Annotated in this window: 18 protein-coding genes; all 18 read left to right on the top strand. The window is 52.2% G+C overall.

Features of this window, described 5'->3' with window-relative positions; all coding sequences use genetic code 11:
* Nucleotides 1-2 precede the first annotated feature (2 nt).
* The gene (locus GX016_04505; protein ID HHT70822.1) at nucleotides 3-1,196 is read left to right on the top strand and encodes a pyridoxal phosphate-dependent aminotransferase; all 1,194 of its coding nucleotides are present in this window, start codon (nucleotides 3-5) and stop codon (nucleotides 1,194-1,196) included.
* Between the two features lie 81 nt (nucleotides 1,197-1,277).
* Nucleotides 1,278-1,637, top strand: coding sequence for a cell division protein SepF (locus GX016_04500; protein ID HHT70821.1), 360 nt, complete (start codon nucleotides 1,278-1,280; stop codon nucleotides 1,635-1,637).
* A gap of 152 nt (nucleotides 1,638-1,789) precedes the next feature.
* Nucleotides 1,790-5,185 carry a DNA polymerase III subunit alpha gene (locus GX016_04495; GenBank protein HHT70820.1) on the top strand — a complete coding sequence of 1,132 codons (3,396 nt, stop codon included), beginning with the start codon at nucleotides 1,790-1,792 and terminating at the stop codon, nucleotides 5,183-5,185.
* Nucleotides 5,186-5,268: 83 nt separating this feature from the next.
* Entirely contained in the window at nucleotides 5,269-5,469 is a 201-nt protein-coding gene (locus GX016_04490) for a DUF2007 domain-containing protein (protein HHT70819.1), read from the top strand.
* Nucleotides 5,470-5,486: 17 nt separating this feature from the next.
* Nucleotides 5,487-7,238: a pyruvate kinase gene (pyk, locus tag GX016_04485; GenBank protein ID HHT70818.1), complete on the top strand. Its 1,752-nt coding sequence runs from the start codon at nucleotides 5,487-5,489 to the stop codon at nucleotides 7,236-7,238.
* A gap of 23 nt (nucleotides 7,239-7,261) precedes the next feature.
* Nucleotides 7,262-8,059 (top strand): glutamate 5-kinase, encoded by a 798-nt coding sequence (proB, locus tag GX016_04480; protein ID HHT70817.1) that lies wholly within the window; start codon nucleotides 7,262-7,264, stop codon nucleotides 8,057-8,059.
* Between the two features lie 29 nt (nucleotides 8,060-8,088).
* Nucleotides 8,089-9,336, top strand: a complete 1,248-nt coding sequence (locus GX016_04475; protein HHT70816.1) for a glutamate-5-semialdehyde dehydrogenase — start codon at nucleotides 8,089-8,091, stop codon at nucleotides 9,334-9,336.
* 65 nt (nucleotides 9,337-9,401) lie between these two features.
* Nucleotides 9,402-9,785: an acyl-CoA thioesterase gene (locus tag GX016_04470; GenBank protein HHT70815.1), complete on the top strand. Its 384-nt coding sequence runs from the start codon at nucleotides 9,402-9,404 to the stop codon at nucleotides 9,783-9,785.
* Nucleotides 9,786-9,970: 185 nt separating this feature from the next.
* Complete coding sequence (locus tag GX016_04465) at nucleotides 9,971-10,546, top strand: DUF447 family protein (protein HHT70814.1); 576 nt, start codon at nucleotides 9,971-9,973, stop codon at nucleotides 10,544-10,546.
* A complete protein-coding gene (locus tag GX016_04460; protein ID HHT70813.1) occupies nucleotides 10,539-11,516 on the top strand; it encodes a hypothetical protein in 978 nt (325 codons plus the stop codon). The genes GX016_04465 and GX016_04460 overlap by 8 nt, the downstream gene beginning before the upstream one ends.
* A gap of 2 nt (nucleotides 11,517-11,518) precedes the next feature.
* The gene (locus tag GX016_04455; GenBank protein ID HHT70812.1) at nucleotides 11,519-13,474 is read left to right on the top strand and encodes a sigma 54-interacting transcriptional regulator; all 1,956 of its coding nucleotides are present in this window, start codon (nucleotides 11,519-11,521) and stop codon (nucleotides 13,472-13,474) included.
* A gap of 340 nt (nucleotides 13,475-13,814) precedes the next feature.
* On the top strand, nucleotides 13,815-15,272 hold the full coding sequence (locus GX016_04450; GenBank protein HHT70811.1) for a DUF2193 domain-containing protein: 1,458 nt from the start codon (nucleotides 13,815-13,817) through the stop codon (nucleotides 15,270-15,272).
* 207 nt (nucleotides 15,273-15,479) lie between these two features.
* Entirely contained in the window at nucleotides 15,480-16,340 is an 861-nt protein-coding gene (locus GX016_04445) for a methylenetetrahydromethanopterin dehydrogenase (protein HHT70810.1), read from the top strand.
* Between the two features lie 12 nt (nucleotides 16,341-16,352).
* Nucleotides 16,353-17,543, top strand: a complete 1,191-nt coding sequence (locus GX016_04440; GenBank protein HHT70809.1) for an ATP-grasp domain-containing protein — start codon at nucleotides 16,353-16,355, stop codon at nucleotides 17,541-17,543.
* A complete protein-coding gene (locus GX016_04435; GenBank protein HHT70808.1) occupies nucleotides 17,533-17,880 on the top strand; it encodes a molybdopterin dinucleotide-binding protein in 348 nt (115 codons plus the stop codon). The genes GX016_04440 and GX016_04435 overlap by 11 nt, the downstream gene beginning before the upstream one ends.
* Nucleotides 17,798-19,138 carry a formylmethanofuran dehydrogenase subunit B gene (locus GX016_04430; GenBank protein HHT70807.1) on the top strand — a complete coding sequence of 447 codons (1,341 nt, stop codon included), beginning with the start codon at nucleotides 17,798-17,800 and terminating at the stop codon, nucleotides 19,136-19,138. The genes GX016_04435 and GX016_04430 overlap by 83 nt, the downstream gene beginning before the upstream one ends.
* Nucleotides 19,129-20,754 (top strand): formylmethanofuran dehydrogenase subunit A, encoded by a 1,626-nt coding sequence (locus GX016_04425; GenBank protein ID HHT70806.1) that lies wholly within the window; start codon nucleotides 19,129-19,131, stop codon nucleotides 20,752-20,754. Before GX016_04430 ends, GX016_04425 begins: the two co-directional genes overlap by 10 nt.
* Nucleotides 20,745-21,623: a formylmethanofuran--tetrahydromethanopterin N-formyltransferase gene (gene fhcD / locus GX016_04420; GenBank protein ID HHT70805.1), complete on the top strand. Its 879-nt coding sequence runs from the start codon at nucleotides 20,745-20,747 to the stop codon at nucleotides 21,621-21,623. Before GX016_04425 ends, fhcD begins: the two co-directional genes overlap by 10 nt.
* The last annotated feature ends 2 nt before the right edge of the window (nucleotides 21,624-21,625 follow it).

The raw sequence follows: 21,625 nt of genomic DNA, 5'->3' as shown, positions 1-21,625 counted from the left end.
TAGTGCGCCTGGCAACAAGAGCTCAAAATATTGGTGCATCACCCACTTTGGCCATGAATGCCCGAGCCAAAGAAATGAAGCGGCAGGGTATAGATGTGCTGTCATTTACTGTGGGTGAACCTGATTTCAATACTCCGGCACATATTGCCGCGGCCGGGATAGAAGCGATCAGAGAAGGGTTTACTCGCTATACACCGGCTGCTGGTATCCCGGAACTGAAAGAAGCCATCTGTATGAAGTTGGACCGTGATAATGAGCTTCAATATGAGCCTGCGGACGTGATAGTCTCCAACGGAGCTAAGCATTCTATTTACAATGCGCTACAGGCTTTGGTGGATGACGGAGACGAGGTGATCGTACCGGCACCGTATTGGGTCAGCTATCCGGAAATGATCAAGTTAAACGGTGGCACCCCGGTTATCATCCCGACTGCAGCTGAGGATGGGTTTAAGCTGAGACCAGAGCAGCTACAGGAACATATTACCGATCGGACCAAAGCAATTTTCATCAATTCACCCAATAACCCCACCGGGGCCGTGTACTCACGACCAGAACTGGAGAGTTTGGCTGATATTCTGGTACCGCGCGGCATTGTGATCATTGCTGACGAGGTCTACGAGAAGCTGCTCTACGACGGAGCGGTATTCACCAGTGTGGCCGCTTTAGGGCCAGAAGTTAAGGAACATACGGTCACCGTAAACGGGGTATCCAAGACATATGCCATGACCGGTTGGCGTATAGGCTATGCAGCTGCACCCAGGGTGTTAGCCCAGGCTATGGCTAACATTCAGAGCCATGCTACTTCTAACCCTAATGCCATTGCTCAAAAGGCGGCGGTGGTCGCCCTTACCGGAGACCAGACACCGGTGCAGAAGATGCTGACTGAGTTTACCCGCCGTCGGGAACAGATGGTCAAGGGGATTAATGCGATACCGGGGATGAGTTGCTGCAAACCGGAAGGTGCTTTCTACGTTTTTGCTCAGGTAGCGAGCTTGTTTGGGAAGACTATCCGTGAACGGAAGATAAACGGATCGGTGGATTTGGCCGAGGTGCTTCTTACTGAAGGCCACGTGGCCTTGGTGCCTGGGGCTGCTTTTGGAGATGATCGTTTTGTTCGGTTCTCATATGCGACTTCACTGGATGTGATTGAAAAGGGCTTGTTGCGGGTGAAGGACGTGGTGGCAGAGGCCAAGTAGCTGATAGCGAAGAGGAGTCTGGTTAGAACTACAACAAGCTTGCTTGTCCAGTGGCTTATCTAGTTGGGAAGGATGAAGGACATGCCCGACCTCTGGCGCAAAATACGCCAATTGCTCAATCGAGACGACAGGGACTTGCTGGACGAAAACAATGAGCAGAATGAAGGACCTTCGACGCCGGAGGTGCGGGTGGTAGTGCGCCGTCCCAACTCCTTTGCCGAGAGCGAAGCCATCGCCGCTTTGGTTAAGAGTGGCCAGGCGGTGGTGGTGAACTTTGAAGGGGTGCCTGTGGATACGGCTCAGCGGCTAGTAGACTATTTATGCGGAGCCACCTATGCCTTAGACGGCAACATGGAAAAGATAGGAGCGGCTATCTTTCTCTTTGCTCCCATGGATGTTAACATACACATGCGGGATCTCTTTGGGTTGGACGCGGAGTAAGCTGCCACAGGTACCACCCCCTTCTTTGTGGTACAGAGAAGGGGGGTTGTTGTTTACATGACGGAGTGCTAAGTTTTCCGGGAAAAGGGCCAAAAAGGAAAAAAGATGTCGGTGTGGAATACCTCTTCAAGGAAGGCAGGAGGTATTTTGTTATGGCAGGTTTTGTCCATCTTCATGTACACAGCGCCTATAGTTTACTCGACGGTGCCGGTCGCATTGAGGAATTGGTTCGCAGAGCGAAGAGCCTGGGCATGCCGGCAGTGGCTCTCACCGATCACGGAGTTATGTACGGCGCCGTGGACTTTTACAAGGCAGCACAAGCTTATGATATCAAGCCGCTGTTAGGCTGTGAGGTTTACGTTGCTCCTCGCACCCGCCACGATCGTACAGCTCGAGTAGATGATCGCTTAAATCACTTGGTTTTGATTGCTGAGAACGAACAGGGTTATGGCAATCTGATGGCGTTGGTAAGCCGGGCTTTTACTGAGGGCTTCTACTATAAGCCACGGGTGGACAAGGAGTTGCTGGCTGAGCACAAGGATGGTCTTATTGCTTTATCGGGCTGCCTGGCTGGAGAAATACCCGAGCACCTCTTGGCCAGTAATGAGGCGGGAGCGCTCAAGGCGGCGGGTACGTACTGCGATTTGTTCGGACCCGACAGCTTTTTTCTGGAACTACAAGATCAGAACTTACCGGATCAACCCAGATTGAACCGTGAGCTGCTTAATCTGGCCAAAAGGCTGAACATTAAGGTGGTAGCTACCAACGACGTTCATTATCTTCAGCGCGAGGACGCTGTCTACCACGATCTTCTTCTGTGTATTCAAACCGGCAAGAGCGTTCACCAGGCCGACCGGATGCGTTTTCCCACTGACGAATTCTATTTTAAATCCGAGGCCGAAATGGCCCAGATATTCAGCGCCATTCCTCAAGCTCTGACCAACACTGTTGCCATCGCTGAAAGGTGCCAGGTAAAGCTAAAACTGGGACAAGTACTGCTGCCGAAATTTCCGGTACCAGAGGGATTGTCGGCCGAAGCATATTTGGAACGGTTGTGCTGGGAGGGCCTTATCCGTCGCTATCAGCAGGCGGCTGCTCAAGCGCAAGAACGGTTACAGTATGAATTGAATATAATCGGGAAGATGGGATTCGCCAGCTATTTTCTTATTGTGTGGGACTTTGTGCGCTTTGCCCGGGAACATGATATCTCGGTTGGGCCGGGGAGAGGTTCAGCGGCAGGGAGCCTGGTAGCATATACCCTCGGTATTACCGATATTGATCCGTTGGCCCACGGCTTGTTATTCGAACGTTTTCTAAATCCGGAACGAGTAAGCCTGCCGGATATTGATATCGACTTCGCAGACAATCGCCGCGATGAGGTTATTGATTACGTAAAGTCCACATACGGCCCCGATCATGTGGCCCAGATCATTACTTTCGGCACCATGGCTGCTCGGGCTGCTATTCGCGATGTAGGTCGGGCTTATGATTATACCTACAGTGATGTGGACCGAGTGGCCAAGTTAGTACCAGCTGAACCAGGGGTAAGTTTAGCCGGGGCGCTGACTTCGAGTCGGGAGTTAGCAGATTTGTACCAACGGGAGGAATGGGTGCGCCGTCTTGTAGACGCAGCCCAGAAACTGGAGGGATTGCCGCGTCATGCCAGCACCCATGCTGCCGGCGTAGTAATATCAGCCCGACCGCTGATTGAGCATGTCCCGCTCCAGCAGACTGCTGACGGTATTATTACTACCCAATACCCTTGGGAAACCATAGAAGAAATTGGTCTGTTAAAGATGGATTTTCTCGGCCTAAGGACGCTGACTGTTATCCAGGAGACGAGACGTTTAGTCCAGGAAAAGCGCGGCCGAGCCCAAGAACGGGCCGCAATGCCCTTGGACGACAAAGCCACCTATGAGCTGTTGGCCTCAGGCAATACCTTCGGCGTATTTCAATTGGAAAGCCCCGGTATGAGAGCCCTGATTCGAGAGCTCAAACCGGTTGGAATAAATGATCTCACGGCCCTGGTAGCCTTATATCGGCCGGGACCGCTGGGCAGCGGAATGGCCGAAGACTTTATCGCCAGGCGTCACGGCCGTAAAGAAGTCCGTTATTTGCACCCATTGCTGAAGCCGATCCTGGCCGAAACCTATGGTGTTATCTTGTATCAAGAGCAGGTGATGCAAATTGCCAGCCGGTTGGCCGGTTTTACGCTGGGACAGGCGGACATGCTACGCCGGGCCATGGGCAAGAAGAAACCGGAAGTGCTGGCCGGTGAACGCCAGCGGTTTGTCGCCGGGGCGCAGGAGAAGGGTGTCGAAGCTGAAATCGCCAGCCGGGTATTTGACCTAATGGAGTATTTTGCCGGCTACGGATTTAACAAATCTCATTCTGCTGCTTATGCCATGTTGGCGTACGAAACAGCCTATTTAAAGGCTAATTACCAGGCTGAGTTCATGGCGGCTTTATTGACCAGTATCATGGATGACACCGATAAGGTGGCTCTATACTGTGAAGAATGCCGGCGCTTAGGGCTAAAAGTGCTGCCTCCGGAGGTAAATTCCAGTGCCGTGGACTTTTCCGTTGATAACGGCCAGATCCGGTTTGGGCTGGCGGCTATTAAGAACGTCGGGCGAGGGGCTGCGCAGACTGTGGTCCGGGAGCGAGAGAAAGGCGGCCTGTTTCAATCTTTAGTTGACCTGTGCCAGCGGGTAGATCTGGGCAGCATTAGCAAGAGGGCACTGGAGAGCATGATCAAAGCCGGAGCTACTTGTACTTTGGGCGGCAATCGCGCCCAACAGCTAGCTATCTTAGATGGAGCAGTAGAAGTGGGGCAGGCGTACCAACGGCAACAGCAAAGCGGCCAGGGGTTGCTATGGGATTTGCCGCCGGCTTCAGTTCAAGTGCCGGTGCCTAATCTGGCGGAGATCCAAACGGAGGTGAAGTTGGCCTGGGAAAAGGAAGCCTTAGGGTTGTATCTAAGCGGGCACCCGCTAGCGGAAAAAGCGGATCTGTTACGACAGGTGGTCACGGCTTGGAGTAATGAGTTAGCGGAAATACTGCCGGACACGCCGGTGGTAATGGGTGGGATTGCCAGTAATTGGAAAGAAATAACCACCCGTAAGGGAGAACCCATGGCTTTTCTCACGGTGGAAGATATGACCGGGGGTTTCGAAGCAGTGGTATTTCCGCATATTTTTGCCGGCAGTCGGTGGCTGCAGCGTGATCAACTGATCTTGATAAAAGGTCGGGCTGCCGACCATAACGAAGAGCTGCCCAAAGTGTTGGTGGATAAGCTGCTGCCCCTGGCTGCAGCCCAAGCACTGTACCTGCGGCTCACCGCTTCCACTCAGATTGATATCAGAGAGTTACAGGCCGAGATAGCACCTTATCCAGGAGACAGTCCGGTATTTGTCCTTTTTGCCCATGACCGACGTTTGCTGCGATGGGATAGGCGCTACAACGTTCGCTTGTGCGAGGATCTTCTAGCCCGGCTCAGGCAGCTACTTGGCGCTGACAATGTGGCGGTGAAGACAAGAAATATCTAATGGGGAAAAAGGAATTAGCTGAAGACAGGGCGAAAGATATAAGATCCTTAACTATAAGGGTTCAAGGGGGGCCTCAGCTTAAGATGTGGACAGTTGTATATGTGGCTCGCAATGGGATAGAGGCCGAAATGCTCAAAGGTATTCTCAACCAAGAAGGAGTATTGGTCATGTTGCGGGCGTTAGGGGTGCCGCACTTAGGCAGTTCCAGCAGTGTGGAAATTTTGGTGCCGGCGTCAGAAGCAGAGGAAGCAAACGAGATTCTGCAAGGTAACCTGTGCCTTTAATTGGGAGTGATAATCTAGTGCGCAGAACAAAAATTGTGTGTACCATCGGACCGGCCAGTGAAAGTGTGGAGCAGGTGCAGCAACTGTTGGTTGCCGGCATGGATGTAGCTCGGCTCAATTTTTCCCACGGTGACCATGTTATTCATAAGCGGCGCATTAATACTCTAAGGGTTGTGTCTAAACAGCTGGGCCGGTCTTTAGCTATTATGCTCGATACTAAAGGGCCGGAGATTCGTCTGGGTACTTTCGCCAGCGGACAGGTTACCCTTGAAGAAGGAGACAGCTTTACCTTCACCACTTATCCGGTGATAGGAGACCGGACTCGGGCCCAGGTATCTTACCCACAGCTTCCCCAAGATGTTCACAGCGGCCAAATCATTCTCTTGGCCGATGGTACCATATCGATGGAAGTACAGGAAGTTACAGATACGGAAGTACACTGTCGGGTGCTAAATGCCGGCATCTTACAGGATCGAAAGAAATTAAACCTGCCCGGCTGTAACTTGTCGCTGCCGGCATTGTCCGAACAAGATGTGGCTGATATTACTTTTGGAGTGGAAAACGGCGTTGACTTCATTGCCGCTTCATTTATCCGTAAGGCGCAGAACGTGTTGCAAATTAGGGAGGTTGTGGAACGGCTAGGAGCCAGCACATCTATTATCGCCAAAATAGAAAGCGGTGAAGGGGTCGAGAACATCGATGCCATCTTGAAGGTGGCCGACGGAGTAATGGTGGCTCGCGGCGACTTAGGGGTGGAGATTCCAGCCGAGGAAGTGCCGTTGATTCAGAAGATGATTATTACGAAAGCCAACCGACTGGGTAAGCCTGTGATTACAGCAACCCAGATGCTAGAATCGATGGTGCTGACTCCCCAGCCAACCCGCGCCGAGGCTAGCGATGTAGCGAACGCTATTCTAGACGGTTCTGATGCAGTGATGTTGTCAGCCGAAACAGCTACCGGGCGTTATCCCATGGAGGCTGTGAGCTATATGGCGCGAATTGCCAAGCGCACTGAGAGTGCCCTGATGTATGAGCGGGGTCTAAAGCACCAAGCACTCAATGAAGATGTTAGTGTCACGGACGCCATAAGTTATGCCACTTGTACTGCCGCGCGGGCCCTTAAGGCCACAGCTGTTCTAGTATCCACCAGCTCAGGCTATACGGCCCGGATGGTAGCCAAGAACCGCCCGCAGGCACCTATTATCGCCGTGACTGCCAAGGAAACCGTGGTGCGGCAACTGCTGTTAGTGTGGGGCGTATATCCTCTGTTGACTCGTACCACAGCCAATACCGACGAGATGATCGATTTGGCGGTGCAAGTGGCGCTGGATCATGGGTACATTAAGGAAGGAGACCTGGTGGTTATCACAGCCGGAGTGCCGGCCGGAGTGCCCGGCAGCACAAATCTAATAAAGGCGCAGATAGTGGGCGATATACTGGCACGTGGTACCGGAGTGGGGAACGTGGGTACAGCCGGGAGCGTCTGTGTGTTGAAAGATGCCAGCGAGGGCAGACAAAAGTTCAACCGTGGCCAGATATTGGTAACCCACACCACTGATAAGACAATGATTCCCTTTATGGAACGAGCAGCGGCTATCATTACCGCCGAAGGTGGACTTACATCCCATGCGGCCGTGGTCGGCCTTAATCTGGGCATACCGGTGGTAGTGGGAGTTAAAGATGCTCTCCAGTTGATGCGGGACGGTATGGTAGTGACGGTGGATCCGGTTCGAGGTTTAGTTTATCGTGGCCGGGCCCAGGTAAGATAGAAAGGGTGAGGAATGTGGGCAGTATACGCTCAAGATTACGGGATGTACAACGGATTACAGTTAAGGTAGGAACCTCGACCTTGACTTATGATTCGGGAAAGCTAAACTTGGATCGGATGGAACACTTGGTCCGGGAACTGGCTGACCTGGCCCACAGTGGTCATCAAGTGATTTTGGTGAGTTCCGGAGCAATTGCTGTAGGTCGTTCCCGCCTAAGGGTTGACCATCGACCGAAGACAACACCAGAAAAACAAGCCTTGGCGGCTGTTGGCCAAGGGATTCTATTGCAGACATATGAGAAGTTTTTTGCCGAGTATGGCCTGATAGTAGGTCAAGTACTTCTGACCAAAGCCGATGTGGACAATGGTGAACGGTACGAAAATGCCGTCAATACCTTTGAGACCTTGCTAAGATATGAGGTTATTCCCATCGTTAATGAAAACGACACTGTGGCCACTGAAGAGATAGAGTTCGGTGATAACGATACTTTGTCAGCCTACGTGGCTAAACTGGCCCAAGCAGACCTTTTGATATTGCTCTCCGACATTGAAGGTTTATACACAGCTGACCCGCGACAGCAGCCTGAGGCTCACTTGATACCCTTGGTACCGGAGATTACAGCGGAAATTGAAGAGTTGGCCAGCGGATCCGGTTCGGATCTGGGAGTAGGTGGGATGGTGACCAAGATAGAAGCGGCTCGGATTGCAGGCGAGGCCGGCATTCCCATGATCATCGCCACCGGGGAGAAGCCGGGGCTCATCAAGGCGGCTGCTGCCGGAGAAGAAGTAGGTACATTGTTTTTGCCGCCTACATGGCGTTAGTAAGACAACAGACCGAGGAGGGTTAATCCATGGAGGAGGTACGCAAAAAGGGCCAAGCTGCCAAAGCGGCCAGCAGGGTGTTATGCACGGTATCATCGGTACTGAAGAATCGGGCTTTAGCAGCCATGGCAGAAGAGATAATGTGTGCGGAAGATGAGATTCTGTCTGCCAATGAACTTGATATTGCCGCCGGCCGAGACAAGGGGCTGTCGGCGGCTTTGATCGATCGGCTCACCCTGACCCCAGCCCGCATTAGAGGTATGGCAGAAGGGTTGGCGGTTCTGCAGGACTTGCCTGATCCCATCGGCGAAGTGATTTCCATGTGGAAACGCCCGAACGGACTTCGAATCGGACAGGTGAGGGTTCCACTCGGGGTAGTGGGGATTATCTATGAAGCCCGGCCCAACGTGACGGTGGATGCAGCCGGTTTGGCACTGAAAGCAGGTAACGCAGTGATCTTAAAGGGCGGTTCGGAGGCTATTAACTCCAACAAAGCCATTGTGGCTGCCCTGCGACGGGCTCTAGTCGCTGTTAGGCTGCCGGAAGGGTCGGTTGACCTCATTGAAGACACCAGCCGGGAGGCAGCTACGGCTCTGATGCGGCTGAGCGAATATCTAGATGTGCTGATACCGCGGGGCGGGGCCGGACTTATTCGGGCCATAATGGAGAATGCTACCGTTCCGGTGATCCAGACCGGGGTGGGCAATTGCCATACTTATGTGGACGGTTCCGCTGACCAGGATATGGCCAGACGGATTGTGGTGAACGCCAAGTGTAGTCGGCCTGGAGTGTGTAACGCCTGCGAGACTTTGTTGGTGGACGCAAGCATTGCCGCTGCTTTTGTGCCCGAGGTGGTGTCGGATCTGACCGCCGGCGGCGTTGAAGTGCGGGGCTGTCCTCGAGTCAAGAGCCTATGTTCCCAGGTTAAGCTTGCCAGCGTGGAAGACTGGCGGACAGAGTACCTCGACTATATTATTGCGGTCAAAACAGTGGCCGGGATCGATGAGGCTATCAATCATATCAATAAGTACGGAACCCATCATTCGGAGGCTATTATCACATCTGATTATGCTCATGCTCAACGCTTTCTGGAGGAAGTCGATGCGGCGGCGGTATATGTTAACGCGTCGACCAGGTTTACCGATGGGTTTGAATACGGATTCGGGGCCGAAATGGGCATCAGCACTCAAAAGCTTCACGCCCGTGGCCCCATGGGCCTTAAGGAACTGACTACGATCAAATACATTGTTTATGGTAACGGTCAGGTACGGGAGTGATAACATTGCCGGCTGGGTATGCGGTGAGCACGGATATATACGTGCGCTATGCCGAGACAGATCAAATGGGTGTGGTCTACTATGGTAACTATTTTACCTGGTTTGAAGTGGGTCGCAACGCCTTTTTTCGAAGCTTGGGTCAGTCGTATAAAGCGCTGGAGGAACAGGGAATGTTGCTTCCCATTGTGGAAGCCTACTGCCGTTACTTGAATCCGGCTAAGTTCGAGGACCGAATCACAATTACCACCTCGTTAGATGATCTCACTGCTTCCCGACTGGTGTTTTCGTATACCATCCGATGCGGTGAGACTCCGGTGGCCACCGGAAGGACAACACAATGCTTCGTGCTCAAAAAGAGCGGCCGACCGGTGAGCTTAAAAAAGCACCATCCCGATTATTGGCAGCTTTTGCAGGAGCTACTCTCAACAAGGGACAACAAGACCAGCTAAGAAACGAAACCCGGTGGTTATGGGCAATGACCACCGGGTTTCGTTTTTCTGCCTTAAGGCAGGTAAAAGTCAGACTAAAGGCGAAAGTATATATATTGAAAATAATGATCCTACCTACTGGGAGGTTACTTTTCTTAAGGATGGAGATAAGTCGGCCCTGAGCTAAAACAGGAGTGAATCAGGCCATGATCATTGAGTCCATTGTTACCACGGTTAGCCCGCAGGGACAGATGAATCCTGCCCCCATGGGTATTACTTTGTTGCCGACGGAGCAGGCTCTGCAAGTGCGGCCGTATAAAACAACTCATACCTATCAGAACCTGCTCTCGACCGGCGTCGGAGTAGTAAATTTAAGTTACGATGGGTCGCTTTTCGTCTACACGGCTGTAGGTGATCCGGTTCTGCCGGGCGTTCCGGCGGAACGAGTGCCGGGAACTGTGCTGGTAGATTGTAGCTGGTGGGAAATTGAAGTGGAAAGGATGGAGGATCGGGAAGAACGAGCCCTGTTCACTTGTCGGGTTGTACAGGAGGGAGAAAGTGGAGTTGTCAGTGGATTCAATCGCGCCCAAGCGGCTTTGGTGGAGGGAGCAATCCTAGCTTCTCGCCCTTTTTTGTATAAACACTCTTTTCTTAACCAAGAACTAGATCGGCTGGCTGCTATTATTACTAAAACCGGTGGACCACGGGAAAGAGAAGCCTTGAGCTTTCTTCTTCGGTACTTACGGCAGTTTCGAGGAAAGGTGGATGGTACCAATGCTTAAAGTTGAGACGCCCTGCCGACTGCATTTAGGACAAATAGACCTGAACGGTTCCCTGGGACGGCTTTATGGTGGGCTGGGGGTAGCTTTAGAAGGACCAAAAACCGTAATTCAGGCCGAAATAGCTTCAAACTTGAGTGTGAACGGCTGGGAAAAGGAAAGGGTCCTGTCTTTAGCTAGGACGTTCCTGGCTGAAATGGGGGTTCAAGGAGGGGCCCGCCTGGTGGTGCAAGAGGCGATCCCATCACATGTGGGGTTGGGGTCGGGTACCCAATTAGCCCTGGCTGTGGGCGCGGCTTTGTTTCACCTCTACGATCAGGATTATTCGGTGGCGGAATTAGCTCGGATCAGCGGTCGGGGACACCAATCAGGGGTGGGGATTGGCATTTTCCAGAGCGGGGGTTTTGTAGTGGACGGAGGAATTCCGCGAGAATTTGACCGGGCAGACCTGAAAGGATACGTACCCCCGCTCATTTTTAGACACGACTTTCCTTCAGATTGGTGTTTTCTAGTAGTAACTCCGGCCAGCACAGCGGGTTACAGTGGGCACCGGGAATGGCAAGCGTTTCGGGCCATGCCGCCAATACCGCCGGAAGATGTGGGGCTTGTTTGTCGCCTGTTAGTTATGCAGCTCCTGCCGGCCTTACTGGAAAGAGACATTGAAGCTTTTGGGCAGGCTCTGACAGAGATTCAGTGGACCATTGGCAAACAGTTTGCTCCGATCCAAGGGGGATTGTACAGCCATCCTGCAGCTGAAGGGATTGTGCGTCTGCTCCTCAATGCCGGAGCCACCGGCGCCGGGCAAAGTTCCTGGGGACCGACCTTGTACGGAGTGGTTGAGTGTCGGGCTTTGGGGGAGGAAATTCAACAGGAGTTGAAAACGTACCTGAAGCAGATTGAGGTACCGGCTAAGGTGCGTTGTTTGTCGCCACGAAACCAGGGAGCTTCGGTGACCGGGGAAAAGGATGATTAACCATGGTTCAGAATCAGATAAAAAGTTGTTGGGAACGTTTTGTTGGGCAGGGAATACCGGTGGAGGGAATCCGCCCTGAGATCATGGCTTCTTGGGAAAGGTGCCGACGGCGGGGGCTGGATCCCTTTCAAGAAGTTAGGTGGACTCAGTTACAGGGACGAGAGCTGAAGGAACGACTGGAGGCATCCGCTTCAGTGGTGCGCGTTAGCCGACCCTTCCTGGAGAAGATCAGTGGGTTTTGTGATTTAGATGGAGCGGCATTCTTCTGTGATCCAGAGGGATGCATTGTCGCCGCTACCGGAGACCTGAACCGATTGTCTCCCCCAGAGACTGCCCTCAGGGTGGGAACTCAGTGGCGAGAAGAAGAGTTGGGAACTAATGCAATCAGCCTGGCTATCGCAGAGAAAAGCCCGAGCCTGGTTACTGGGACCGAACACTATCTTAATATGATGCAAGGGTTGTCGTGCGCCGCTGCTCCGTTGTTTGACCCGGAGGGTGAATTAATAGGAGTCCTCGGCATGGCCGGTTACCAGAGAACGCTTTGTTTTCATACTCTTGCTATGTTGATAGCACTGACGGCAGCGGTGCAAATGGAGCTGAAATTGGAACAGACCTGGGATCGGCTGGTGTCGGTGTTACAATCGATTTCTGAGGGCCTTATCTTTATCGATAATAAGGGCATCGTTAGCCAAATGAATACTGTAGCTGGGAGAATTTTCGGTCTCGATCCGGTGGAATGTTTGGGGAAGCCCGTGGAAGAAGTTTTCTGCAACTCTTTTCCATTATTACGGATGATTAAGACTGGTCGAGAAGGTTTTAATGACCGGGAGTTGGCGGTAGATTTTCAGGGCCGGCGGTTACGCCTCACTGTTTCCAGTCAGCCTGTTTGTTCCAAACGGGGCGGAGTTATCGGGGTGGTGCTGACTTGCCGAGAGATGAAGTCGGTACAACGATTGGTGACGCGCATGGCCGGCGCCCAGGCTCGGTTCGAATTTGAGGACTTAATTGGAGAAGATCCAAAGTTCACTGAGAGTATCGGTATCGCCAAACGGGTAGCCCGCACAGATTCCACCTTGTTGATCATGGGAGAAAGCGGTACTGGGAAGGATCTATTTGCTCAAGCAATCCACAATGCCAGTCCTCGACGGGACGGGCCTTTTGTAGCGATCAATTGTGCCGCTTTGCCGCGCGACTTAGTGGAAAGCGAGCTGTTTGGCTATGAAGAGGGCGCCTTTACCGGGGCAAAACGAGGGGGGCGACCGGGAAAGTTTGAATTAGCCAGCGGCGGTACTTTGTTTCTGGACGAAATTGGCGACATCCCGCTGGAGACGCAGGCCAGTTTGCTTCGAGTGCTGGAAGAAAAGCAAGTGATTCGGATCGGAGGGCATACGCCAGTTCCAATTCAAGTTAGATTTATTGCCGCCACCAACAAGGACATTGCTAAGCTAGTCAATGAAGGACACTTTCGTTTAGATCTGTTTCATCGTCTCAGCGTGGTTAATCTGTTTATTCCGCCGTTGCGGGAGCGAGGCGATGATGTCCTCTTGCTGGCGCGCTATTTTCTGCGACGTGTTTCCGGGCAATTAGGTTATGAGCAGGTGGTTATGAACCCGTCTATTAAACAAGTTCTATTAGAGTATCACTGGCCCGGCAATGTTCGGGAACTACAAAATGCCATTGAACAGGCATTACACCTGGCAGAGGACGGAACTTTACAGCTGGAACATTTTCCGGCGCGGATTTGTGTGCCCCGGTCGCATACCATGAGGCCAGCCATGGCCGAAAAAGGTCACAGCTTAGCCGAGGTGGAACGAATGGCCATTGTGCAGGCACTGGAGGTTTATCAAGGAAATGTAAGCAAAGTGGCAGCCTTTCTGGGAATCGGTCGTACCACTTTGTATCGGAAACTAAAGCGCTATGCGATTGAACTGAAAACTTTTCGGGAAGATGCATCATAGTGGATCATGTGCCGGAATGAAACAAATCTTGTCCACCATTCTCCCTCTCTACTCTAAAACCATAAATAACCAAACTGTATACCAGAACCGTATCATTGTGAAACACCATCCTGAACAGTATTTTCCGCTGCAGAAATAGCCACAAGCCTCACTGACCGTAGGGTAGGCACAATATTGCCAAGCCTGGCACAATTATTGCAAATAGAAACAAGTAAGAATTGTGCCAAAAACAGGGGAGGTGAGGTTGAAGTTTCGGCACACTGTTTACTGGTAAGTATGGTTTGGGCAAAAAAGAAAAAAGAAAGGGGAATTGTCCGTGTCTAGTACCATCCATGAAAAGATGATTAAAGAAGCCTTATCGGCTCAGCGGGCAGATATCGGGGTAATTAAGGAAAAGCGGGGTCAGACCTTTACCATTGGTGACGCCCAGCCCTATGTGGATGCCGTCAACGGTATGACCGTTGGGGAGGGGCAGTCCCCTGAGGTCATTGACCTCCATGTTCAGTCTGTCAATGCCCATTACGAAATCCTCAAAGGATTGACTGAGTACGTCCGACCTGAAGACGATCCTTTTGTCGAGCACTACCAGACTCCCCCTATTCTCGAAATTCTGGTTGAGGAAGACACTGGTTTCAAAGAGTCTATGAGCAAGTTTATCGACGCCATTGCAACGAACGAGGCCTTAGTTGGACGAGAGGCGGTCAGACGTTATGGCGGGTTCTATGGACCCACTTGCGTGGTGGACTTTGCCTTCTGTCCTGGTTCCACCACTTCAGTGGTAAACGAGATTCTCAAAGGCGTAGATATTCCAACGGCTCATAAAAAGGCTATTTTGTCGGCCAAGTCGTGGGGAATGAACACCTCTTATGGGATCGGGGCCGCCTTTGCCGATTCCATTGAGGCGGGCAAGACCACTGCCCAAGCTGTTCGGGACGAGATTGAGATGCTGCAAATGGTCTATCGGGAGCCGATCGCAGCTCAGACGAAGCTTATGACCGATGGTGGTCATCAGTCCTTTGATGTTAAGGAGTATATGCTCAAATACAAAGAGCGGATGAAGCCCCTCATTCTTAAGGCAGTAGAAGCAGGGGTTCATTATGGTAACATTGTTACTGTTCCAGCTTACTGTGTAGGCGATGTGGCTCACCATATTGCCCAATCGATGTTCAATATGGCCAAGGACGATGTAATTATGGCCATTATGGAAGCTGAGACCGATGTTTTGGCCAACACTCTCCAGAGAGGGCTGGAACAGGGCTACGACAGCGCCTATGATGTTTTGAGTGTAGCTACCGGTTCCACTGCCTGTGGGGCAGCTTACATCTTGGAGAAAGATGGATTCACTGCGCCGATGGTGATCGATCTGTTAACGAAACGTTTCTACAACTATGTCCAACTATATCCGAACCGTGGGGCTGCTGCTGAACTCCACAATGTAGACTTTATGGATATGATCCACCGGGGGAGCAATATTCTGGAAGATGAACCTATTGGCAATGGCGGCAAGGTGAGAGGTGTCAAAGTTGATTTAGATCCCATCGAGAAGAATGAGGTGCTGGCTAATCCTCAGCGTTACACCTATCCGGCCTGTGGTATTACGGTACGATTCTCCGCTCTTATGCGGCTGGCCGACTTCCCTTGTCTCCTGACCAGCGAGCCGGTAACCGCCACTTTGATGACCAATATTATTGCCCTGAACCCTGAAGTCCCCGGTTCTCCAGCCCGAGTTTGCAAGGACTGTGCTGTCTGCATCTTGACTAAACGCCATAGCCACTGTAGCTGGCATGATACTGTATAGACAGCGGATGTTAGGACAGTGATGAGACCTCAGTATTTTAAGCAGCAATAAGGATATGTAGGGGGGTCTAACTTGTCTGTAGGCTGTGGGAGGTGAAGCGGGTGGTAAGACAGAAGGAAACAGGCACCACCACTGCTAACCTCCTGCAGTTTACTTTTTTCGTACTGCTGCATCTGCAATTAGGCTCAGTGCAGGGGAGGTGGCAGGGTGAAGAAACTACTCATTCAACTGGATACAGACTCCATGCCCAGTGTTTTTGACACTGTTGTGGCCTACGATGCCGGAGTCGACCATGTCTTGGCCTACGGTGGGGTGACGGCAGAGAATGTACGCGATTTTGTCTACGGAGCAATGTTTACCCGCAGCAACCAAGATCTAAAAAATACGGCCATATTCATCGGCGGTTCACAAGTGGCAACTGCCCAGGAAGTGTTAACGACTGTGCAAAAGACTTTTTTCGGTTCGGTTCGAGTGTCGGTGTTAATGGATGCTAATGGCTGTAACACTACAGCGGCAGCAGCGGTTATCAAAATTAATCGTGCTTATCCCGTAGCTGGGCAGAAGGCTTTGGTAATGGCGGGAACGGGACCGGTAGGACTCAGAGTGGCAGCCTTGTTGTCTTTGGGCGGCGGCCAGGTAACTTTGACTTCCCGATCCATGGCTCGGGCCGAAGCGGCCTGTCAGACTTTAGCGGAACAATATAAGGTGGTCGTAGAACCGTTGAAGCTTAATCCTAATGATCAACAGGCTGCAGGTGCAGCCTTAGCCGATAAGGCCATTGTGGTCACTACCGGTGCCTTAGGCGCAGTTCTTTTGACCGAGGAAACCTGGGCTGGAGCCGCGGCCTTGAGAGTTGTAGCAGACCTTAATGCTGTGCCCCCTGGCGGTGTTACTGGCCTGAAACTGAGCGATGATGGGAAGAGGCGTCAGGGGAAAATATGTTTTGGCGCCCTGGGCATCGGCGGACTCAAGATGAAGATTCACAAGACTGCTGTGGACCATCTGTTTACTAGAAACGATGTGTTCCTGGATGCTCAAGAAGTATATAGTTTAGGCCAGGACAGCTAGGAGGAAACGGTCTTGCAGAAGTTGTTGGTGCTGGGTTTTAGCACTCGGGGTTTGGCTGAAGCTGTTGCCAAGAGCAAGGAAGGCAGCAGCTATGAGCTCCTAACCTTGGATTACTTTGGTGACTATGATCAAAACCAATGGGGGCAGAGTTATTCACTGTGGCGGGATTTTGGACAGGCATCTTTTTCAGCCCAAGCCTTGGCCACGTCCGCCACCAAGTTGAGTTATGATACTTTGGCCTATACTTCAGGCCTGGATGATGAGCCTGATTTGGTGGCTGAATTGACAACCGGCCGAGAGCTGTTGGGTAACGACAGCTCTACCCTACGGCGGGTCAGAGATTGGGAACAACTTCACCGGTTCTTGGAGACTAACAGGTTCGCTTACCCGCGGACGTTGTATCAATGGCAGGGGCCGGTGCCTTCGGGACGGTGGCTGTTAAAACCCAGAAAGTCCGGCGGTGGAACCAACATTAACTGGGCGGCGGAGGAGGTGCATCTGTCCGAAGACTACCTGCTGCAGGAGTATCGGGCCAGTATGCCGGCCTCCGTCTCCTTTGTTGCCAATGGTCAGAAAGCTTACGTTTTAGGCATAAGTGAACAATTATGTGGAAGCCGGGATTTTGGAGCATCAGAATTTATTTATTCAGGCAACATCGTACCGTTATGGCTGGATCGATGGAGTGAGTTCCCGATTGGCTTGTGGACTTGGTTAAAGAAGCTGATTAACCTCGTCACCGTGGAATTTGGTTTGAAGGGATTAAATGGTATTGATTTTCTTCTCACTGCTGACGACGAACCGATGTTTCTGGAGGTGAATCCCCGCTACTCGGCATCTATGGAGCTTTTTGCTGCTGCTTATGGCTACGACTTGTTTTCGTTGCATGTCAAGGCCTGTCAGGGCTTTGGGGTAGAACAGGCCGTTTTGCCTGCCATATGCCAGCGGCAGGGCTATTGGGGGAAAGCTGTCGTCTACGCCCCATGGGATTTAAGCTGCGGCGATACCGGTGGCTGGTTCCGAGCCGGGATCCGTGACATTCCTCATCCGGGTGAAAAAATATCGGCCCACTCTCCGATTTGCACCGTTCTAGCCCGGGGAGATACGCGGGAGGAATGTATGGAGGCCCTTCGTGAACAGCAATACTGGGTATTAGCCCAAGTGATTCCCAGCAATAGGAAAGGGGGCGGCCCCGGTGAAGGTTGAGGTAATTCTAATTACCGGCAGAACCATCAACCAGGGCCGAGGCTTGATGCAAGGTAAGGAGTCAGGGCTATACCGAAAGGAAACTGCCGTGGTTGAACTAGGCGCTGCCGTTCTAGAGCAATTGGGGCTGCAGGCAGGAGATTTGGTCCGGGTGGGCACCGCGTTTGGAGAAGGAATATTTAGCTGTCGCCTAGCTGATCTGCCTCATAATCTGGCCTTTGTTCCCTACGGTCCAGAAGCTAACCGCCTGACCGATGCACGAACAAACGGGAGTGGGATGCCTGGCTACAAAGGACTCCAGGCCTGGGTGGGGAGGGACTCCAGTGGTTGTTCATAAGAATGTTGTTTGTCCTGGCTGCGGGTCCCTGTGTGACGATCTCCAAGTTACAGTGGAGGAAAACAAAGTGACAGCTGTACTGCGAGGATGTATGTTAGGTCGGGCTAAATTCATAGCTTCCCCTGCAGGCGTAAGCCCCCGAGTGGCCGGACAGGAATCAAGCTTCAAGGCGGCACTGGCTGCGGGGGCCAGGATTCTGGCTACTGCTCGCCATCCATTGATTTACGGACTTTCCAGCACTACGTGTGAGGCTCAAAAGAAAGCGGTGTATTTGGCAGAAATAATCGGGGCCAGCATCGATTCAACGTCATCAATCTGCCATGGTCCCGGTACATTGGCTCAACAGCTGGTTGGTATCCCCACTTGCTCTTTGGGTGAGGTTAAAAACCGAGCTGATGTGGTGGTTTTTTGGGGCTGTAATCCGATGGAAGCTCATCCGCGTCATTTTAGCCGCTACTCTGTAGCAGCCAGAGGCCTAGAGGTGGCCCGAGGGAGAAAAGACAGACAAGTGATCGTGGTGGACGTACGGAAGACAGCAACGGCCAAAGGAGCCGACCTGTTTCTGCAGGTGGAACCAGGTGGCGATTTTGAGGTGCTGACAGTACTGCGGGCCTTGGTTAAGGGCCATGAACTCCCCCGAGCAACTTACGGAGGAATACCATGGGAACAGCTTGTGGAAGTAGGTGAGATTTTGCGGGCCGCCAGTTATGGTGTGCTTTTCTTTGGGATGGGTCTGACTATGACCAGAGGTGGGCCTTATAATGTAGGCCAGGCCATAGACTTAGTTCGTGACTTAAATCGGCACACCAAGTTTGCTGCCATGCCGATGCGAGGTCACGGTAATGTGGCCGGCAGCGAAAGTGTTTTGGCCTGGCAAACAGGATATCCTTTTGCAGTCAATTTTAGCCGCGGTTACCCGCGCTATAATCCGGGGGAGTTTACTGCTACCGATCTATTACGGCGGCGGGAAGTGGATGCGGCTCTGATTGTGGCTGCCGATCCAGTGGTTACATTACCTGCCCGGGCTGCGGCCTGCTTAAAGGAAATCCCTACAGTGGTTGTGGACCCCTATTATTCGCCTACAGCTCAGGTAGCTCAGGTGTACTTTCCTTCGGCCCCGGCTGGAATAGGAGCCGCCGGCACTGTCTACCGTATGGATCTAGTCCCCCTGTCGGTGAAAAAGCTGATTGAATATCCATGGCCCAGCGATGAAGAAATTATCAGCGAATTAGTGCAGGGGGTGAGCAAATGCTCATGATCGAAGGTGCCTGTGTCTATGATCCCCGCAATGGGATCCACGGACAGGCGAAGAGCATCTTTGTGCAGAATGGTAGAATTGTTTCCGGGGAGCAGGGCACCGTTGACACTGTCATTCCTGCCGCTGGGTTAATAGCTATGCCAGGCGGGATCGACATTCATACCCACATCGCCGGTCCGAAAGTTAATACCGGGCGGATCTTGTGCCCAGAAGATCACCGTCGAGATCCAGTGCGTCGTACCCATAGCACCAGAAGCGGTGTCGGCGCTACGGTTCCCTCTACTTTTGTCACTGGCTATCGTTATGCCAAGCTGGGCTATACTACTGTGGTGGAGGCAGCGATGCCACCACTGAAGGCGCGCCATGTTCATGAAGAACTGGCGGACACACCTATAGTTGATAAGGGCGCTTTGGTTTTGATGGGTAACAACCACTTCATTTTAAATTTGATTCGTCAGCGAGAGAAAGAGCGACTACTGGACTACATAACCTGGCTGCTTGAGGCCACCGGTGGTTATGGGATCAAAGTAGTAAACCCCGGTGGTGTTGCCAACTGGAAACGGGGGAGCAATGTCCGACATCTGGATGATGAAGTGTACGGTTACGGTGTTACTCCCAGACAGATTATCGACACGTTACTGGACATCAATGAGGAACTAAGACTACCCCATGCCGTTCACCTGCACTGCAATGGTCTCGGTCAGGCTGGTAGCGATGAGGTGGCGTTGGCTACTATGGCCCTGGCCGCTGGACGTCGGTTACACATAACCCATCTTCAGTTTAGTGGTTACCGGAAAGCTAACGGTTTGCCGTTTGCTTCCGGGGCGGAAGCACTGGCTGCTGTTGTCAACAGCCATCCTAATTTGACTGTGGATGTAGGTCAAGTGATCTTTGGCCCAGCCGTCACCATGACCGCTGACGGACCCTTGCAATACCAACTGCATCAACTTACTGGCGAACGATGGGTGAACAATGACATCGAAGGAGAGACCGGTTCCGGGGTAGTGCCTTTGGTTTACCATGAACAGAGCTATGCCGGGGCGATGCAGTGGCTCATTGGTTTGGAACTTTTTCTACTTATTGACAACCCTTGGCAGGTGTACTTGACTACTGATCATCCTAACGCCGGTCCTTTCACCGCCTATCCTTGGATCATCAGACTCCTAATGGATCGGAGTTACCGGGAAGAGGTGGCAGCGAAGCTGAACAAAAGAGCACAGCAAAGGACCAATGTTTCAGACTTGTCCCGGGAGTATACGTTGGCGGAGATAGCTATAACCACCAGGGCCGGACCGGCACGGGCTTTGGGTCTCAGACACAAAGGCCATCTTGGTATCGGTGCTCAGGCCGATATTGCCATTTACCGGCCCCAAGCCAATTACCAAGAAATGTTTGCTTACCCGGAATATGTAATCAAAGAAGGGCAAGTGGTAGTTAACAAGGGAGAGGTGATACGAAGCTGCGTTGGCAAAACTCTGTTACCGGAACTGTGTCAGCGACAGGCGGTAGATTCATGGTTAGCACCGCTATTTGAGCAGGTCTATAGCGTCTCGTGGGCCAATTACCCAGTGGAAAAACAGCGTTATTTCCCCTGGGAGGTGATTTCGTGTACATAAAGGGTGTCTACATCCACGATACCTTTGCCGAAGCTTTCGCCCTTTATGGAACCCGGTTTATTATTACAGCTGCCAACCGTAAATGGGCTTTACAGGCGGCTCAAAGCGTAACCGGCTTCGCCACTTCTATTATCGGCTGCGGTTGCGAAGCTGGAATTGAAGGCGAAGTATCCGCGACACCTGATGATCGACCGGGGGTGGCAGTCTTACTTTTTGCTACTTCTTTTCAAGAACTGGAAAAGCAGCTCTTAGCCCGACTGGGGCAATGCGTGATGACTTGTCCCACCACTGCTTGCTACAACGGCTTGGCGAGTGATGGGCAGCTTCAGGTAGGAGGGAAACTGCGCTACTTTGGCGATGGGTGGCAAGCCAGCAAGGTTATTGCCGGACAGCGCTACTGGCGGATTCCAGTAATGGAAGGGGAGTTTCTAATTCAAGAGAGCTTTGGCTACTGTAAAGGTGTGGGCGGAGGCAATTTTCTGCTGCTAGGAACTGATGACCAACTGACTTTGGCGGCGGCAACAAAGGCAGTAGAGGCCATGGAAAAGGTAGCCGGTGTTATCATGCCCTTTCCCGGCGGTATAGTCCGAAGCGGAAGCAAAGTGGGCTCACGCTATAAATCCCTGCTAGCGTCAACCAACACAGCTTACTGTCCAAGCCTGCGAGGACGAGTGGAGTCGGCTTTACCTTCGAAGGTGAACAGTGTGCTGGAAATTGTTATTGACGGGCTCGATTTAGCAGCCGTGGAAGAAGCCACCCGGGTTGGAATAAGGGCAGCTTGTGAACCAGGAATTGTACAGATAACAGCCGGAAACTACGGGGGTAAACTGGGCCAGTACAAAATCCAACTTCGGTCGGTGCTGGAATGAGG

The sequence above is a fragment of the Bacillota bacterium genome, assembly GCA_012837285.1.
Lineage (GTDB): Bacteria > Bacillota > DTU030 > DUMP01 > DUMP01 > DUNI01.
This window is presented reverse-complemented; position numbering and strand designations above follow the sequence as displayed.

Coding starts and splice junctions, on each gene's coding strand:
- GX016_04495 (HHT70820.1), top strand. CDS start 1,790: ATGGCAGGTTTTGTCCATCTTCATGTACACAGCGCCTATAGTTTACTC.
- GX016_04455 (HHT70812.1), top strand. CDS start 11,519: ATGGTTCAGAATCAGATAAAAAGTTGTTGGGAACGTTTTGTTGGGCAG.
- GX016_04425 (HHT70806.1), top strand. CDS start 19,129: ATGCTCATGATCGAAGGTGCCTGTGTCTATGATCCCCGCAATGGGATC.
- GX016_04500 (HHT70821.1), top strand. CDS start 1,278: ATGCCCGACCTCTGGCGCAAAATACGCCAATTGCTCAATCGAGACGAC.
- GX016_04475 (HHT70816.1), top strand. CDS start 8,089: ATGGAGGAGGTACGCAAAAAGGGCCAAGCTGCCAAAGCGGCCAGCAGG.
- GX016_04465 (HHT70814.1), top strand. CDS start 9,971: ATGATCATTGAGTCCATTGTTACCACGGTTAGCCCGCAGGGACAGATG.
- GX016_04450 (HHT70811.1), top strand. CDS start 13,815: ATGATTAAAGAAGCCTTATCGGCTCAGCGGGCAGATATCGGGGTAATT.
- GX016_04470 (HHT70815.1), top strand. CDS start 9,402: ATGGGTGTGGTCTACTATGGTAACTATTTTACCTGGTTTGAAGTGGGT.
- GX016_04460 (HHT70813.1), top strand. CDS start 10,539: ATGCTTAAAGTTGAGACGCCCTGCCGACTGCATTTAGGACAAATAGAC.
- GX016_04430 (HHT70807.1), top strand. CDS start 17,798: ATGCACGAACAAACGGGAGTGGGATGCCTGGCTACAAAGGACTCCAGG.
- GX016_04490 (HHT70819.1), top strand. CDS start 5,269: ATGTGGACAGTTGTATATGTGGCTCGCAATGGGATAGAGGCCGAAATG.